This is a genomic window from Pseudoflavonifractor sp. 524-17, assembly GCF_009935845.1.
Classification (GTDB): domain Bacteria; phylum Bacillota; class Clostridia; order Oscillospirales; family Oscillospiraceae; genus Pseudoflavonifractor_A.
The window spans coordinates 57,212-72,274 of sequence record NZ_QWEK01000012.1; the positions used below are offsets into that span (position 1 = coordinate 57,212).

The 15,063-nt window shown below is 62.0% G+C and carries 14 protein-coding genes and 1 pseudogene; 12 read left to right on the forward strand and 3 right to left on the reverse strand.

The features are described 5' to 3' along the window. The first annotated feature begins 108 nt into the window (after window positions 1-108). From dnaA to rnhA, 10 genes are all read left to right on the forward strand, one after another. Window positions 109-1,437, forward strand: coding sequence for a chromosomal replication initiator protein DnaA (gene dnaA / locus D1159_RS04285; protein WP_161844464.1), 1,329 nt, complete (start codon window positions 109-111; stop codon window positions 1,435-1,437). Window positions 1,438-1,683: 246 nt separating this feature from the next. Next, window positions 1,684-2,796 carry a DNA polymerase III subunit beta gene (dnaN, locus tag D1159_RS04290; RefSeq protein WP_161844576.1) on the forward strand — a complete coding sequence of 371 codons (1,113 nt, stop codon included), beginning with the start codon at window positions 1,684-1,686 and terminating at the stop codon, window positions 2,794-2,796. A 38-nt stretch (window positions 2,797-2,834) separates the two neighbouring features. Beyond that, window positions 2,835-3,047 (forward strand): RNA-binding S4 domain-containing protein, encoded by a 213-nt coding sequence (locus tag D1159_RS04295; protein WP_161844465.1) that lies wholly within the window; start codon window positions 2,835-2,837, stop codon window positions 3,045-3,047. Beyond that, entirely contained in the window at window positions 3,044-4,147 is a 1,104-nt protein-coding gene (gene recF / locus D1159_RS04300) for a DNA replication/repair protein RecF (RefSeq protein ID WP_161844466.1), read from the forward strand. Before D1159_RS04295 ends, recF begins: the two co-directional genes overlap by 4 nt. 25 nt (window positions 4,148-4,172) lie before the next feature. Then, window positions 4,173-4,493, forward strand: coding sequence for a Tat pathway signal protein (locus tag D1159_RS04305; RefSeq protein ID WP_161844467.1), 321 nt, complete (start codon window positions 4,173-4,175; stop codon window positions 4,491-4,493). Window positions 4,494-4,555: 62 nt separating this feature from the next. Then, on the forward strand, window positions 4,556-4,813 hold the full coding sequence (locus D1159_RS04310) for an extracellular matrix/biofilm biosynthesis regulator RemA family protein (protein WP_161844468.1): 258 nt from the start codon (window positions 4,556-4,558) through the stop codon (window positions 4,811-4,813). Between the two features lie 107 nt (window positions 4,814-4,920). Continuing rightward, complete coding sequence (gene gyrB, locus D1159_RS04315; RefSeq protein WP_161844469.1) at window positions 4,921-6,864, forward strand: DNA topoisomerase (ATP-hydrolyzing) subunit B; 1,944 nt, start codon at window positions 4,921-4,923, stop codon at window positions 6,862-6,864. Window positions 6,865-6,921: 57 nt separating this feature from the next. Further along, entirely contained in the window at window positions 6,922-9,450 is a 2,529-nt protein-coding gene (gene gyrA / locus D1159_RS04320) for a DNA gyrase subunit A (RefSeq protein WP_279279998.1), read from the forward strand. Between the two features lie 27 nt (window positions 9,451-9,477). Next, on the forward strand, window positions 9,478-10,494 hold the full coding sequence (locus D1159_RS04325) for a DUF3829 domain-containing protein (protein ID WP_161844470.1): 1,017 nt from the start codon (window positions 9,478-9,480) through the stop codon (window positions 10,492-10,494). A gap of 15 nt (window positions 10,495-10,509) precedes the next feature. Next, entirely contained in the window at window positions 10,510-10,950 is a 441-nt protein-coding gene (gene rnhA / locus D1159_RS04330; protein WP_161844471.1) for a ribonuclease HI, read from the forward strand. Window positions 10,951-11,027: 77 nt separating this feature from the next. Here rnhA and D1159_RS04335 read toward each other — a convergent pair whose 3' ends face one another. Further along, window positions 11,028-11,597, reverse strand: coding sequence for a sugar O-acetyltransferase (locus D1159_RS04335; protein ID WP_347563629.1), 570 nt, complete (start codon window positions 11,595-11,597; stop codon window positions 11,028-11,030). Window positions 11,598-11,750: 153 nt separating this feature from the next. Here D1159_RS04335 and D1159_RS04340 point away from each other — a divergent pair, with 153 nt between their 5' ends. After that, complete coding sequence (locus tag D1159_RS04340) at window positions 11,751-12,266, forward strand: dihydrofolate reductase family protein (RefSeq protein ID WP_161844472.1); 516 nt, start codon at window positions 11,751-11,753, stop codon at window positions 12,264-12,266. 4 nt (window positions 12,267-12,270) lie between these two features. Continuing rightward, on the forward strand, window positions 12,271-12,744 hold the full coding sequence (locus D1159_RS04345; protein WP_161844473.1) for a YbhB/YbcL family Raf kinase inhibitor-like protein: 474 nt from the start codon (window positions 12,271-12,273) through the stop codon (window positions 12,742-12,744). 477 nt (window positions 12,745-13,221) lie between these two features. Here D1159_RS04345 and D1159_RS19495 read toward each other — a convergent pair. Both D1159_RS19495 and D1159_RS04355 read right to left on the reverse strand, forming a co-directional pair. After that, window positions 13,222-13,972 (reverse strand): annotated as a pseudogene (locus D1159_RS19495) (stage 0 sporulation family protein); the annotation flags it as partial. Window positions 13,973-14,045: 73 nt separating this feature from the next. Further along, window positions 14,046-15,062 (reverse strand): DNA polymerase III subunit delta, encoded by a 1,017-nt coding sequence (locus tag D1159_RS04355; protein WP_161844474.1) that lies wholly within the window; start codon window positions 15,060-15,062, stop codon window positions 14,046-14,048. Between the last annotated feature and the right edge of the window lies 1 nt (window position 15,063).

The window sequence follows — 15,063 nt, forward strand, 5'->3', positions numbered from 1 at the left end:
TCCGTTGCCTTGAGGAGATTTTTTTGGTATAATATACTGTCTGAACGATCATACGGAGGCTTACCGCCTCCTGTATTTTTCCACTGAGTGTAAAGGGGTGGTCCTGCAATGAATTCTCCAGCCGACGTCTGGACGATGATACTCTCCCTCATGGAGGCGGATATGACCGCCACCACCATCAATACCTGGTTTGACGACGCCAAAGCCATCTCTCTGGATGCCAGCCGCTTTGTGCTCTACACCCCCTCCAACTTCAAGCGGGACATCATTCTCTCCCGCTACGTCCCCACCATTCAAAAGGCCCTCCACGAGCTGTTCTCCGCCGACTTCGACGTCACCGTCCTGGGTGAGGGGGAGCTGGAGGAGTTCTCCGCCGCCCAGCCCGCCCCGGAGGAGCCCTCCTTCCTCCCCGGCACCGAGGAGTACACCTTTGAGCGGTTCGTGGTGGGCTCCTCCAACAAATTCGCCCACGCCGCCGCCCTGGCCGTGGCGGAAAAGCCGGGGAAGAACTACAACCCACTGTTCATCTACGGGGAATCCGGCCTGGGCAAGACCCACCTGATCTACGCCATCGCCCACAAAATCCACCAGAACCACCCCAACCTGCGCATTACCTACAGCAAAGGCGACGCCTTCACCAACGAGCTCATCCAGGGCATCCGGGAGGGGCGCAACCAGGAGTTCCGGGAAAAATACCGCTCCACCGACGTGCTGCTGGTGGACGACGTACAGTTCATCGCCGGACGGGAGTCCTCTCAGGAGGAGATGTTCCACACCTTCAACACCCTGTACGAGGACGGCAAGCAGATTGTCTTCACCGCCGACCGCTCCCCCAAGGAGATGCTCCGGCTGGATGACCGGCTGCGCACCCGGTTTGAATGGGGCCTCCCCGTGGACATCCAGCCACCCGACTATGAGACCCGGGTGGCCATCATCAAAAACAAGGCCATCCGCCGGGGCATGAACCTCCCCGAGCCTGTCTTGCAGTATATCGCCGAAAACATCACCTCCAATGTACGCCAGATCGAGGGCACCGTCAACAAAATCCTGGCTTTTCAGGAGCTGATGGGGGAGAGCGTAGACGTCAATACCGTCATCCGCGCCGTCCAGGACATGTACAAGGACAAGACCGATTTCCTCCCCTCTCCCGACGTCATCATTGAAGAGGTCTGCAAGTTCTATAACATCGAAGACTCCGCCCTCCGGGGACAGGGGCGCACCAAGGACACCGCCCTGGCCCGGCAGATCGCCATGTATCAGATCCGCCGCATGACCAACCTGTCCCTGAAGGAAATCGGCAAGGAATTCGAGGGCCGGGACCACACCACAGTCATGCACTCCATCGACCGGGTGGAAAAGCTGATGAAGTCCAACCCGGAAATCGCCGAGATCATCAAGGATCTCAACACCAACATCAACGCCAGATACGACACCTGACGTCCACATCTGCACACCCTTTTGTGTACAAGTGGAAAAGAAATGTGGAAACAATCCGCCCCTTTCCCCACCCGGCAGCCACGCGTAAAAATCGTCCACATCCCCTGTGGACGGGCGTTCCCTACAGCCCCAGGGGAAAGATCCACTTTTGCACATCTTTTTCCCCTACTACTATCACTACGATCTTTTATCCTCTCCTCTCTTTCCGATACCCCCACCTTAAATCAAAACGGAGGCAGCATCATGATCAAGTTCTCATGCGAAAAAGCCCTTCTTCAATCGGCAGTGGCCACCACCTCCAGAGCAGTGTCTCCAAAGAGCTCTATCCCCGCGCTGGAGGGGATCTTAATTGAAGCCAACGACGCCCTGTGTCTCACCGGCTATAATCTGGAAACCGGCATCCGAACCACAGTCCAGGCCGACATTCAGGCCGCCGGCACACTGGTGCTGGGCGCCCGGCTTTTTGGCGAGATCATCCGCAAGCTCCCCGACGATATCATCCACTTCTCCGCGGATCAGTACATGGTCAACATCAAGTGCGGCATGAGTGAATTCAACATCTTGGGCACCGATCCGGAGGAATTCCCCGAACTGCCCACAGTGGAATATCAAAACTCCCTGAAAATTCCCCAAAATACCCTGAAATCCATGATCGCCCAGACCCTCTTTGCCGTCAGCGACAACGAAAGCCGCCCCATCCACACCGGATCCCTCTTCGAAGCAGACAAGGGCGGGCTGACCATCGTCTCGGTGGACGGCTACCGCCTGGCGCTGCGCCACGAGGAGATCGAATCCAAGGAGGGGGCGGAGGAATTCTCCTTCGTGGTCCCCGGCGCCGCCCTGTCCGAGGTGGAAAAGATCTGCGACAATGTGGACGAGTGCGCCTGTGTCACCCAGGGGGCCCGGCATGTGATGTTCAAGGTAGGGCAAACCATGCTGGTCTCCCGCCGGCTGGAGGGAGAATTTCTGGCCTACCGCCAGGCCATCCCCAGAAACAACGCCATCCACGTCCAAGGGGACACCAAGCAGCTGCTGTCCTCCATTGACCGGGTGTCTCTCATCATCAGCGACAAGCTGAAAAGCCCCATCCGCTGTGTATTTGAAGAAAATGTGCTGAAAATCAGCACAAAAACTGCCATCGGAGACGCGGCGGATCAGTGCCCCATTCAGGGAGACGGGGGCGGACTGGAGATTGGCTTCAATAACAAATACCTCATGGACGCCCTGAAGGCCGCCCCCGCCGCCCAGGTGCGGCTGGAGCTGACCACCGGGGTCTCCCCCTGCGTGATCCTCCCGGCGGAGGGGGAGGAAAACTTTCTGTATATGGTACTGCCGGTGCGGCTGAAGGCGGGGGAATAACAGCTTGACCGCCGCGCCGGAAATAAGGAGAACAAACGATGCAGGCTCAGACCATTGAAATCACAACGGAATTTATCAAGCTGGACGCCTTTTTAAAGTTCTGCGGCGCGGTGAGTACCGGAGGAGAGGCAAAAAACCTCATCCAGGACGGCCTGGTGCAGGTAAACGGCGCTGTCTGCCAGATGCGGGGGAAAAAGCTCCGCCCCGGGGACGGGGTAGCGGTGTCCGGCCGGCGTTATCAGATCCAATGAGAGTGGCGGAGCTGGAGCTGGAGGGCTTTCGAAACTATGAGTCCTTTTACGGGGAATTTTCCCCGGGGGTCAACCTGATCTATGGGGACAACGCCCAGGGAAAGACCAATCTGCTGGAGGCGGTGGGCTACCTCTCCGGGGCCCGGTCCCACCGGGCCAGGGGAGACCGGGAGCTCATCGGCTTTCAGCGGCAGGAGGCGGCGATCCGCGCCGCGGTGGAGAGCCGGGGGCGGATGTTCCGCATTGAGGCGGATCTGTCACGGGGAAAGCGCCGCCGGCTGTTTTCTAATCAGGTGCGGCTGAAGACGGCGGGGGAGCTGTCCCAGCTGCTGCGTACGGTGCTGTTCTGTCCGGAGGATTTGTCCCTGATCCGGGCAGGCAGCGGGGAGCGCCGCCGCTTTCTGGACAGCTGCCTGTGTCAGATGCGCCCCCGGTACGCCGCCGCCCTGGCGGAGTACAACCGGATCTATGAGCACAAGACCCGCATTCTGCGGGACTGGGAGCAAAAGCCCGCCCTTCTGGACCTGCTGGAGGATTTTAACGACCGCATGGCCCGGTGCGGCGCCATTTTGATCCACTACCGTGGGAGCTTTGTGCGCCGGCTGGCCCAGTGCGCCGGGGCCATCCACGCCGATTTCTCCGGCGGGGGGGAGGAGATGGCCCTCTCCTACGCTACAGTGAAGACGGTGTCCGACCCCGCCGCGCCGGCCAAGGAGATCTATCCCCAGCTGCTGGAGCACCAGAGAAGCCACCGCCGGGCGGAGCTGGAGGCCCGGATGTGCCTGTCCGGCCCCCACAAGGACGATCTGCTGGTGGAGATCGACGGCCGCGGGGCAAAGCAGTTCGCGTCCCAGGGGCAGACCCGGACGGCGGCCCTCTCCCTCAAGCTGGCGGAGCGGGAGCTCCACCGGGACGACCTGGGGGAGTGGCCGGTCCTGCTGCTGGACGATGTGCTGTCCGAGCTGGACCGCCGGCGGCAGGAGTTTGTGCTGCGCCGGATCACCGGGGGACAGGTGTTTATCACCTGCTGCGACGCCTCCGGCCTGGAAGGGGTGGAGGGCGCCGCGTTTCACATCAAAAACGGCGCCTTTGCCGGATGAGGCGCCGGAGAAGAGGAGAGTATTCATGGCGGCTGTGATCTTCACTGTGATCCCCCTGCTGCTGGGCCTGGCGCTGGAGTACGCCGTGTGCCGCCTGACCATGTCAGAGCGGGGGAAATACTGGCGGCTGGTGCGGCTGATCCGTCTGGTGCCGCCGGCGGCCGGGGCGGGGCTCATCGCCGGAGTGGCCGCGGGCCGGTGGGAGATCTGGCGCAATACAGAGGTCTCTCCCCTGACCCAGGTGCTCTTTGTGCCGGGGGTGCCGGGTTTCTTTTTTCTCCTGGGGCTGCTGCTGGGCTGGCGGCTGTGGAAGCGCCAATGGTCCCCCCGGGTGATCCAGCCGTAGCACACGGGATACAGCTTGCGGGCAGGCGGGGTTCAGACCCGCCCGCCGGAGGGGGAGAGAACATGTATCTGCATCTGGGACAGTCCGTGGTGGTCCCCTTTGGGGATATCATCGGGATTTTTGATCTGGACAACACCACCGCCTCCCACCTGACCCGGGCCTTTCTCACCCGCGGGGAGCAGGAGGGACGGGTGGTCAATGTGTGCGAGGATCTGCCAAAGTCCTTTGTGCTCTGCCAGGAGGAGGATCCCAGGATCTACATCTCCCAGCTGGCCCCGGCTACCCTTGTGCGCCGGGCGGAGAGCAACAGCTTTGAGTAAGAGGCGAGTGTATTCACAACCGATGAACGAAAGGTTCCCCGGTTATGAATGCAGGCTGTCAACACAGCCCCCGCGCGGGGGCTGAAATTCCACTGGAGGTTTCGTTTATGTCTGAAGAACTGGAGAAGAATCCCGTGCTGGTGGATCATGCGTATACCGGCTCTGAGATTCAGGTTTTAGAGGGGCTGGAGGCCGTGCGCAAGCGGCCGGGGATGTATATCGGCTCTACCTCCTCCTCTGGCCTGCACCACCTGGTGTATGAAATCGTGGATAACGCCATTGACGAGGCGCTGGCGGGATACTGTGATGAGATCACCGTCACCATTTTAGAAGGGGACATCATCCGGGTTACCGACAACGGGCGGGGTATTCCGGTGGATATCCAGCCCCAGACGGGAAAGCCCGCTCTTGAGGTGGTGTATACCATCCTTCATGCCGGCGGCAAATTCGGCGGCGGCGGATACAAGGTGTCCGGCGGACTCCACGGCGTGGGCGCCAGCGTGGTCAATGCCCTGAGCGAATGGCTGGAGGTACAGGTCCACAAAAACGGAAAGATCTATGAGATGAAGTTCTCCCGGGGGGATGTCACCCAGGGGATGACCATAGTGGGGGAGACGGACTGTACCGGAACCACGGTTACCTTTAAGCCCGATCCGGAGATGTTTGAGGACACGTCATACGACTACGACATTCTTCACACCCGGATGCGGGAGGAGGCTTTCCTCAACGCCGGGGTGCGCATCACCACCGCGGACCAGCGCCCGGGACAGGAGAAGCGGGACGAGATGCACTACGCCGGGGGCATCCGGGAGTTTGTGTCTTACCTCAACCGGAACAAGACCGCCGTCCACGGGGACGTGGTGTACATGTCCGGGGAGAAAGACGACGCCGTGGCGGAGATCGCCTTCCAGTTCAACGACGGATACAACGAGAATATCGTCTCCTTTGCCAACAACGTCCACACCCCGGAGGGGGGGATGCACGAGACTGGCTTCAAAACTGCCCTCACCCGTGTGTTCAACAACTACGGGGTACAAAAGGGCATTCTGAAAAATGACGACAAGGTCTCCGGCGAGGACTGCCGGGAGGGGATCGCCTGCGTCATCTCGGTGAAGCTGACCAACGCCCAGTTTGAGGGGCAGACCAAGGCCAAGCTGGGCAACAGCGAGATACGCACCCTGGTGGATTCGGTTGTGTCCGACAAGCTGGCGGAGTATCTGGAGGAAAACCCGGCGGTGGGCAAGGCCATTCTGGAGAAGGCAATGACCGCCAACCGGGCCAGGGAGGCCGCCCGCCGGGCCAGGGAGAACATCCGCCGGAAAAACGCCCTGGACGGGGCCACCCTCCCCGGCAAGCTGGCCGACTGCTACGAGCGGGACGCCTCTTTGACCGAGATTTACATCGTGGAGGGCGACTCCGCCGGCGGCTCCGCCAAGCAGGGGCGGGACTCCCGGTACCAGGCCATTCTCCCCCTGTGGGGCAAGATGCTCAACGTGGAGAAGGCCCGGGCGGACAAGGTATACGGCAACGACAAGCTCACCCCCGTCATCACCGCCTTGGGCGCCGGCCTGGGGGAAGACTTTGACGCGGAGAAGCTGCGCTACCACAAAGTGATTATCATGGCCGACGCCGACGTGGACGGCGCCCACATCCGTACCCTGCTGCTCACCTTCTTTTTCCGGTTTATGCGGCCCCTCATTGACAAGGGGTACGTCTACGCCGCGGTGCCCCCGCTGTACAAGCTGGTGCGGGGCAAGATAACCCGGGTGGCTTTCTCCGACCCGGAGCGGGACCAGATCTCCGCCGAGATGCGGGGGGACAACCCCAACGCCAAGGTGGATATCAGCCGCTTCAAGGGCCTGGGCGAGATGAATCCGGAGGAGCTGTGGGAGACCACCATGAATCCGGAGACCCGCACCCTCAAGCGGATTACCATGGCGGACGCGGTGCGGGCGGACGAGATCTTCACGCTGCTCATGGGCGAGCGGGTGGAGCCCCGGCGGGAGTATATTGAGCAGAACGCCAGCCGGGCCATGAATCTGGACTATTAAGGGAGACAGAGCGCGCAAGGCGAAATTCTCCCCTTCTCTTGAACGGAGTTGAGCTTTTTGGCAAAAAACAACGACTATCAGACCAAAGATATTACCTTTCCCAACCAAAAGATCGTAGAAATCAACCTGGAGCACGAGATGCAGGACGCGTATATCGAGTACGCCATGTCGGTGATCGTGGGCCGGGCCCTCCCCGACGTGCGGGACGGGCTGAAGCCGGTCCACCGCCGGATTCTGTACTCCATGTACGAGAGCGGGCTGAGCAGCGACAAGCCCTTTAAAAAGTCGGCCACCTGCGTGGGCGACGTGCTGGGCAAATACCACCCCCACGGGGACGCGTCGGTGTACGACGCCCTGGTCCGCCTGGCCCAGGATTTCTCCATGCGCTATCCCCTGGTGGACGGCCACGGCAACTTCGGCTCCGTGGACGGGGACCCCCCGGCGGCCTACCGGTACACCGAGGCCCGGATGGCCAAGATTACAAACGAAATGCTCCGGGACATCGAAAAGGAGACCGTGGACTGGGATCCCAACTTTGACGAGTCTCTGAAAGAGCCCCGGGTGGTGCCCTCCCGGTTCCCCAATCTGCTGGTAAACGGGTCCAGCGGCATTGCCGTGGGCATGACCACCAACATCCCTCCCCACAACCTGCGGGAGGTGATTGACGCCGCGGTGTGCGTGCTGGACAATCCGGAGGCCGGGCTGGAGGACCTGATGGAGCACATCAAGGGCCCCGACTTTCCCACCCGTGGAATCATCATGGGCCGCAGCGGCATCCGGGCGGCCTACGCCACCGGCCGGGGGCACATTCGGGTGCGGGCCAGGACGGAAATGGAGGAGTTCGGCAATAACCGCACCCGGATTATCGTCACGGAGCTGCCCTATCAGGTGAACAAGGCCCGGCTCATTGAGAATATCGCCGACCAGGTCCATGACAAGCGGCTGGAGGGGATCTCCGGCCTGCGGGACGAGTCCGACGGCAAAAAGGGAATGCGCATCGTCATTGAGCTGAAAAAGGACGCCAATCCCCAGGTAGTGCTCAACCGGCTCTTTGCCCAGACCCAGATGCAGACCACCTTCGCCGTGGTGATGCTGGCCCTGGTGAACAATCAGAAGCAGCCCAAAATCCTCTCCCTGCGGCAGGTGCTGGATGAGTATATTTCCTTCCAGAAAGAGGTTATCACCCGCCGCACGGTCCACGACCGCCGCAAAGCCCAGGAGCGGGCCCACCTGCTGGAGGGACTGCTCATCGCCCAGGATAATATTGACGAGGTTATCCACATTATCCGCTCTTCCTACGACGACGCCAAGGAGCGGCTGATGACCCGGTTCGGCCTGGACGACGTCCAGGCCCAGGCCATCTGCGAGATGCGGCTCATCGCCCTCCAGGGCCTGAACCGGGAGAAGCTGGAGGCGGAGTACGCCGAGCTGGAGAAGAAGATCGCCTATTTCGACGCCCTTCTGGCCAGCGAGGAGATGCTCAAGGGGGTGCTCAAGGACGAGCTGGTGGAGATCCGCGACAAGTACGGCGACGGCCGAAAGACGGAAATCGGCTTTGCGGAGGACGACATCGACATCGAGGATTTGATCGAGGAGGAGGAGTGCGTCTTCACCCTCACCTCTGCGGGGTATATCAAGCGCCTGCCGGCCAGCACCTATCGGGCCCAGCGCCGGGGCGGCAAGGGAATCACCGCTCAGAGCCTGAAGGAAGAGGACTATGTGGAGACGGTGTTCACCGCCTCTACCCACGACTATATCCTCTTCTTTACCAACCGCGGCCGGGTCTATCGGAAAAAGGGGTATCAGATCCCCGAGGCGGGCCGCACCGCCAAGGGAACCAATATTGTGAATATCCTCCCCGTGGAGAGCGAGGAGAAGGTGACCGCCATGATCCACCTGCGGGAATTCCCGGAGGACCGGTATCTGGTGATGGTCACCCGCAGCGGCACGGTAAAGCGCTTGCGGCTGTCCAGCATCAACACCGCCCGCAAAGCGGGCATCCGCTGCATCACGCTGGAGGAGGGAGACGACCTGATCTGCGTCCGGGAGACCGACGGGGAACAGGCCATCCTCATCGTCACCCACGACGGCATGTCCATCGCCTTTTTGGAGACGGACATCCGCTGCATGGGCCGGGACGCCTGCGGCGTGCGGGGGATCAAGCTGCGCCCCGGCGACTTTGTGGTGGGCGCGGCCCGGGCCAAGTACGACCATCAGGTGCTGATGATCACCGAGAACGGCTACGGCAAGCGCACCGCCATGGATGAGTACTTCCGCGCCGACGGCCCCCAGAACCGGGGCGGCTACGGCCTGAAGGGCTACCAGGTCACCGACAAGACCGGGGCCATCGCCGGGGTGAAGGTGGTTACGGAGAACGACGACATTCTGGCCATCTCCGACGACGGCACCATCATCCGCATCCACGCCGCCGGCATCAATGTGTACTCCCGGGGCGCCCAGGGCGTGAAGGTAATGAACCTGGCCCCCGGGGTGAAGGTGATCTCCATCGCCCGCACCGACCGGGAGGAGGACGAAGAACCAGAGGCCAAAGCCGGAACCGCGACAGACGCCCCGGTTGAGGAATAGAGACTAAAGAAAAAGAAGGATGAGAACATGAAGAAGAAAGCCGCAATTTTCAGCCTGGTGTTCTGTCTGCTGCTGTCCGCCTGCGGGGGCGGGGACAAGGAACCGGCTGCCACCCCCACCCCTGCGCCCACGGCCACACCGGAGCCCACCGGTTCCCAGACGACGGACTACACCAAGTACAACACCTATATCGACCTGCTGGATACCGTGTACCAGGTGGACGATTTCCTCACCGCCTATTTTGAGCAGGTAGAGACGCAGGAGGAGTTCGCCCTGACAGAGGGCGGCGACTACAGCCTCATCGGGGACGAGCTGGGCCTGGTGTATACCAAGGACATTATGCTCTTTAACAACCTGGACGGGGTGGAGAAGCTCTCCCCCAGCTACCCCGGGGTAGACGAGGCCTATGTGGGCATGATCGACAGCATCAAGATCCTGGTGGACGTGATGGAGGACATGAGCAGCTATCTGGCCTTCGACAGCTTTGAGGAGGACGGTTATGCCAAGGCCAAGGAGTTTCACGCCTCCATTTGGGACGCGCTGGACGCCTACGACCAGTGGGCCGGCCAGTTTGCCAATGGAATGGATGAGCTGAACAAGTCCACCCGGGGGGATGACCTGGCCAATCTGGAGCAGTCCGGCGAGGTGATTATGTTCCACTCCGCCTCCATCATCTACACCGCCCAGGACATTGAGGATTTGTTCTGGGATCAGATCGGCGAGGACGGGGCGGCCACCGGCCTGGACACCACCGGCCTGGACGAGCTGGTGGCGGAGCTTAAAAACCACCTCACCGCCCTGCGGGCCGCCATGGAGGACCCGGAGGAGCGGGACAAGATCTACCTCTTCTGGAAGAGCCAGGAGGCCAACTCCCCCTTTGACTACGTAGATATTTACTCCGACGACCTCAACGGGCTGGAGACCGCCCTGGACGCCCTGGTGGAGCAGGCCGCCGCCGGGGGGGATCTGCTGGAGCCGCTGTACGACTTTAACGAGGCTGTCAGCGAGCTGATTGACTCCTATAACAACTACCTCGTCGGCTAGAGGGCAGGGCAGAGTGTGAGGAAGCAAGTCACAATTTATACCGACGGGGCCTGCTCCGGCAATCCCGGCCCCGGCGGCTGGGGGGCTATTCTCCAGTACGGCGCCCACAAGAGGGAGCTCAGCGGGGGGGAGAGCCACACTACCAACAACCGCATGGAGCTCACGGGCGTCATTTCCGCCCTCCAGGCGCTGAAGGAGCCCTGTGTGGTGGAGCTGTACTCCGACTCCAAATACGTCATTGACGCCCTGGAGAAAGGCTGGGCCAAGGGATGGCGGGCCCGGGGATGGATCAAATCGGACAAAAAGCCCGCCCTCAACCCCGACCTGTGGGAGGAGCTGCTCAAGCTGTGCGAGTACCACACGGTGAACCTCCACTGGGTGAAGGGCCACGGGGACAACCCCTATAACAACCGCTGTGACGAGCTGGCCGTGGCAGAGAGCCGGAAATTCAAGTAAAACAAAACCGTCCGCACCTCCTGAGGAGTGTGCGGACGGTTTTTAAAACCTGTATTCATAGCCGGTGGCGCGCAGCGTTATTCTGCATCCGGGGGATCCAACGCCTTGGCAGGGCGGCAGGGGTTGCCCACCGCCACCACGTTGTCGGGAATGTCGCGGACCACCACGCTCCCGGCGCCGATGACCACATTGCTGCCGATGGTCACCCCAGGGAGGACGGTGACATTCCCCCCGAACCACACGTGGCTGCCAACGGTAATGGGCTTGGCGTACTCCAGCCCGGACAGACGGGTTTGCATGTCCGTGGGGTGGGTGGCGGTGTAAAAGCCGCAGTTGGGGGCGATGAGGACGTGATCCCCAAAGGAGATGGGGGCGCAGTCCAGAATCACACAGTTGAAGTTGGCGTAAAAGTGGTCCCCGAAGGTGATGTTCTCCCCATAGTCGCACCAGAAATCCGGCTCAATGGTGAAATGGCGGCCGGGCCGGCCCAGGATCTTGTACAAAACCGCCTCCCGGGCGGAGGACTGAAGGGGCGGGATCTGGTTGGCCTGATGGCACAGCTCCCGGCAGCGGCCCCGCTTGGCTTTTAGCTCCGGGTCCTCCGGGTTATAGAGCTGGCCGGATATCATTTTACTCCACTCTGTCACGGTGATTCCTCCTTGCAGACAGGTGATCCTGTCCCAGCTATTGTATCTCAGAGAGAGGGTTGCAGTCAATACGCCTGGAACAGGAAAGAGGGTATTCAAACGCCAGAGGATATGGTATCATAACTCCACATTCAGACAGGAGGATGAGGCGCAATGGCGATCTGGTTCTATGGATGCGTCACACTGGACGGCTATCTTGCCGGAACGGATCACGGTCTGGACTGGCTCTATGACACCGGCGGCGTGGAGGAGACCGGCTACGCCGCGTTCTATGAACAGATGGACGTCACGTTGATGGGGCGGCGGACCTTTCACGCGCTGGAGCAGGCGGGGACGCAGGCGTGCCCCTATCCCACCACGGAAAACTATGTCTTTACCCACAGGGCGCTGTCCAGACCGGGCTTTCAGGCGGTCAGCGGGGACGTTGTGGAATTTGCGCAGGGGCTCGGCCGGGATAAAAATATCTGGGTGGTGGGCGGCAATACGGTTTTGGCCCCCCTTCTGGACGTCAACAGGGTGGACCGCCTGATCCTTCAGATCGCTCCCGTGCTGTTGGGGCGCGGGATCCCCCTGTTTACCCAGGGGGAGGATTTGAAGCGGTTCTCGCTGGAGGCGGTGAGAAAATACGGCCCCTTTGCGGAGCTGGAGTATTGGAAAAAGGAGGGCTGAGAAAATGGCTGCGCCGTTAGAGCTTGACTGTCTGGGCGTAGATGCAAAGGGGATGATTGGCCGCCGTCATACGGGCCGGGGGGAAGATGTATCGCCGGGCTTCCGGCTAAAAAACCTGTCCCCCCGGGGGAAAACCCTGGCGGTCACGTTGGAGGATCTCAGCCATCCGGTGAAAAACTTCACCCATTGGCTGGTATGGAATCTGCCGGCGGGTGAGGAGATTGCGGAGGGGATTCCGGCGGGCCGGCGGGCGCCCTCCCGGGGGGACGCCCGGCAGGGAATCGGCTACGGCCTGTACCGGTACGCGGGGCCCAAGCCCCCGGGAAAGGCCGTTCATCAGTACCGCTTTACTGTGTACGTCCTGGACGGCCCCCTCTCTTTGGGCTGGCCGGAGACCAAGGGCCGCCTTCTCAGGGCGGCGGAGGGACACATTCTCCAGCAGGGGAGCGTTGTGGGCTCCTTTGGCTGGAAACCATAAAAAATTGCCGGATCCCTGGGATCCGGCAATTTTTTATGATTCGCTCTTCCCCTCTCCCTTGGGCTTGCCCCGGTAGCGGCGGTAGCGGTGGCGGGGCTTTTTGTCCTCCCGGGTGTCCGGCAGGTCGTCATAATCCTTGGGGGGCTTTGGTGGTTTGGGGGGCTTGGACTGTTTAAACGGCTTGGGAGGGTGCTCCGGCTTGGCCTCGGGGACCGGGCCCGGCTTTTTGCCCTTTGGACGGCGGCTGCGGCGGCTGCGGTCGTCGCTCTCCACAGTTTGGGGCGGGCCGGACAGGGACAGGTTGGCCAGGGCGGCGGAGAGGCGGTCCTCCTCCGTCTCCACCGGGGGCGTGATTTTGCGCAGCTTTTCCAGCTCCTCCGGCGGCGGGGGGACGTAGCCCTCGGGCCGCTTGCCCTTCCCGCTGCGCACCACGCAGATCTCGCAGCTGTGATAGTTCTTGGGCGCCTCGGGCTGGTCGTCCAGGCGGACCTTTACCGTCTCACGCAGGAGGTTGACCTGGGAGATGGTGCCCACGCCGTCGGGGGTCTCCACAAAGGATTCGCTCTTGGGCATCCGCTTTACCGCGTCCTCATAGGCGTCCTGCTCGTATTTCAGGCAGCACATCAGCCGCCCGCAGGTGCCGGAGATCTTGGTGGGGTTGAGGGAGAGGCTCTGGGTCTTGGCCATTTTAATGGACACAGGCTGAAATTCCTCCAAAAAGGTGGAGCAGCAAAAGGGTTTTCCGCAGATGCCCAGCCCCCCCCAGCATTTTCGCTTCGTCCCGCACGCCGATCTGGCGCAGCTCGATCCGGGTGTGGAAGACGCTGGCCAGATCCTTCACCAGGGCGCGGAAGTCCACCCGGCCCTCAGAGGTGAAGAAGAAGAGAATTTTATTGCCGTCGAAGTTGTACTCCACGTCCACCAGCTTCATGTCCAGGCCGTGGGCCAGGATCTTCTCCTGGCAGATCTGAAAGGCCCGCTTCTCCTTCTCCCGGTTGTGGCGGACGGTCTCCAGATCCTTGTCCGTGGCCACCCGGATGAGGGGGCGCAGGGGCTGGACCACCGCCTCGTCCTCTACCATGGTGTTGGACTGGACGCATTCGCCGTACTCCACGCCCCGGGAGGTATCAATGATAACCCCCTGTCCCGCCTGGACCTGGACGCCCTGTGGGTCAAAATAGTACTGTTTTCCGCCGCTTTTAAAGCGGACGCCGATGATCTCGGTCATAGATAGTTCCTCATTTATCGTCAAATTACGGGATAGATGTGAAAGCGGGGGAGAGCTCCCCGTCTGCGGCGGATCAGCCGCCCATTGGTGCTGCGGATGCCAGTAAATGGAGCTGCGCGCACAGCCAGCCGGCCAGGTGGCCTGTCCCCACGTAGAAGCCGCAGGCGGTGCGCAGCTCTTCCAGCAGGGAGATTGCGTCCATCAGGGCGGCGGGGGGGAGGGATTGGGCCAGCAGGGCGGCGCACTCCCGCCCTTCCGGGTTGTCCCGGCAGGGCACGCCCGCGTGGGTGAGCAGGCCGTCCCGCAAAAGAAGGATGGCCTCCTCCAGCAGGGCGGAGAACTTGTCCCGGTCCCACTTTTCCAGGGAAATACACAGATCCGCCAGGGCCAGCTCGTCCCCGCCGGCCAGCCGACGGACCAGCAGCGCGGCGGTGCCTGGAATCTGGGTGTCGGCCTGACCGCCCTCCAGGGTGTGGATGGCCCGGCCCAGATTCCCCTCGCAGCCGGAGAGGGCGGCGCGGATCTCCTCCCGCGGCCGGTCAGGGTATCGGGCGCGGAGAAAAGCCTCTCCCTCCGGCTCCGCCACCGGGGAGAGGGAGAGCAGCTCGCACCGGGAGCGCACCGTAGGCAGCAGCGCGGCGGCGTTTTCCGCCAGCAGCAGAAAGGCGGCGTAGGGCGGCCCCTCCTCCAGCAGCTTGAGCATGGCGTTCTGGGCGCTGGGATTCATGGTGTGGGCCCGGGGGATGAGATAGACTTTCCGCCGGGCCTCGTTGGGGCGGATGTAGGCGCCGGCGCGCAGGGCGCGGACCTGGGCCACGGTGATATCCTTGCCCTCCTCCCCGATCTGGATGATGTCGGGGTGGATGTCGGCCGCGGCCTTTTTGCAGCCGGAGCAGCGGCCGCAGGGGAAGGTAGGGCCGTCCCCCGGGGCGGAGCAGACAAGGGCCGCAGCCAGAACGCGGGCCAGGGTGTGCTTGCCGCTTCCTGCGGGGCCGGTGAGGATGTAGGCGTGGGACAGGCCCCGCAGGGCGGTCTCCCGCTCCAGACGCCGCTTCAGGGGGGCGTTGCCCGCCAGGGTGTGGAGATCCATG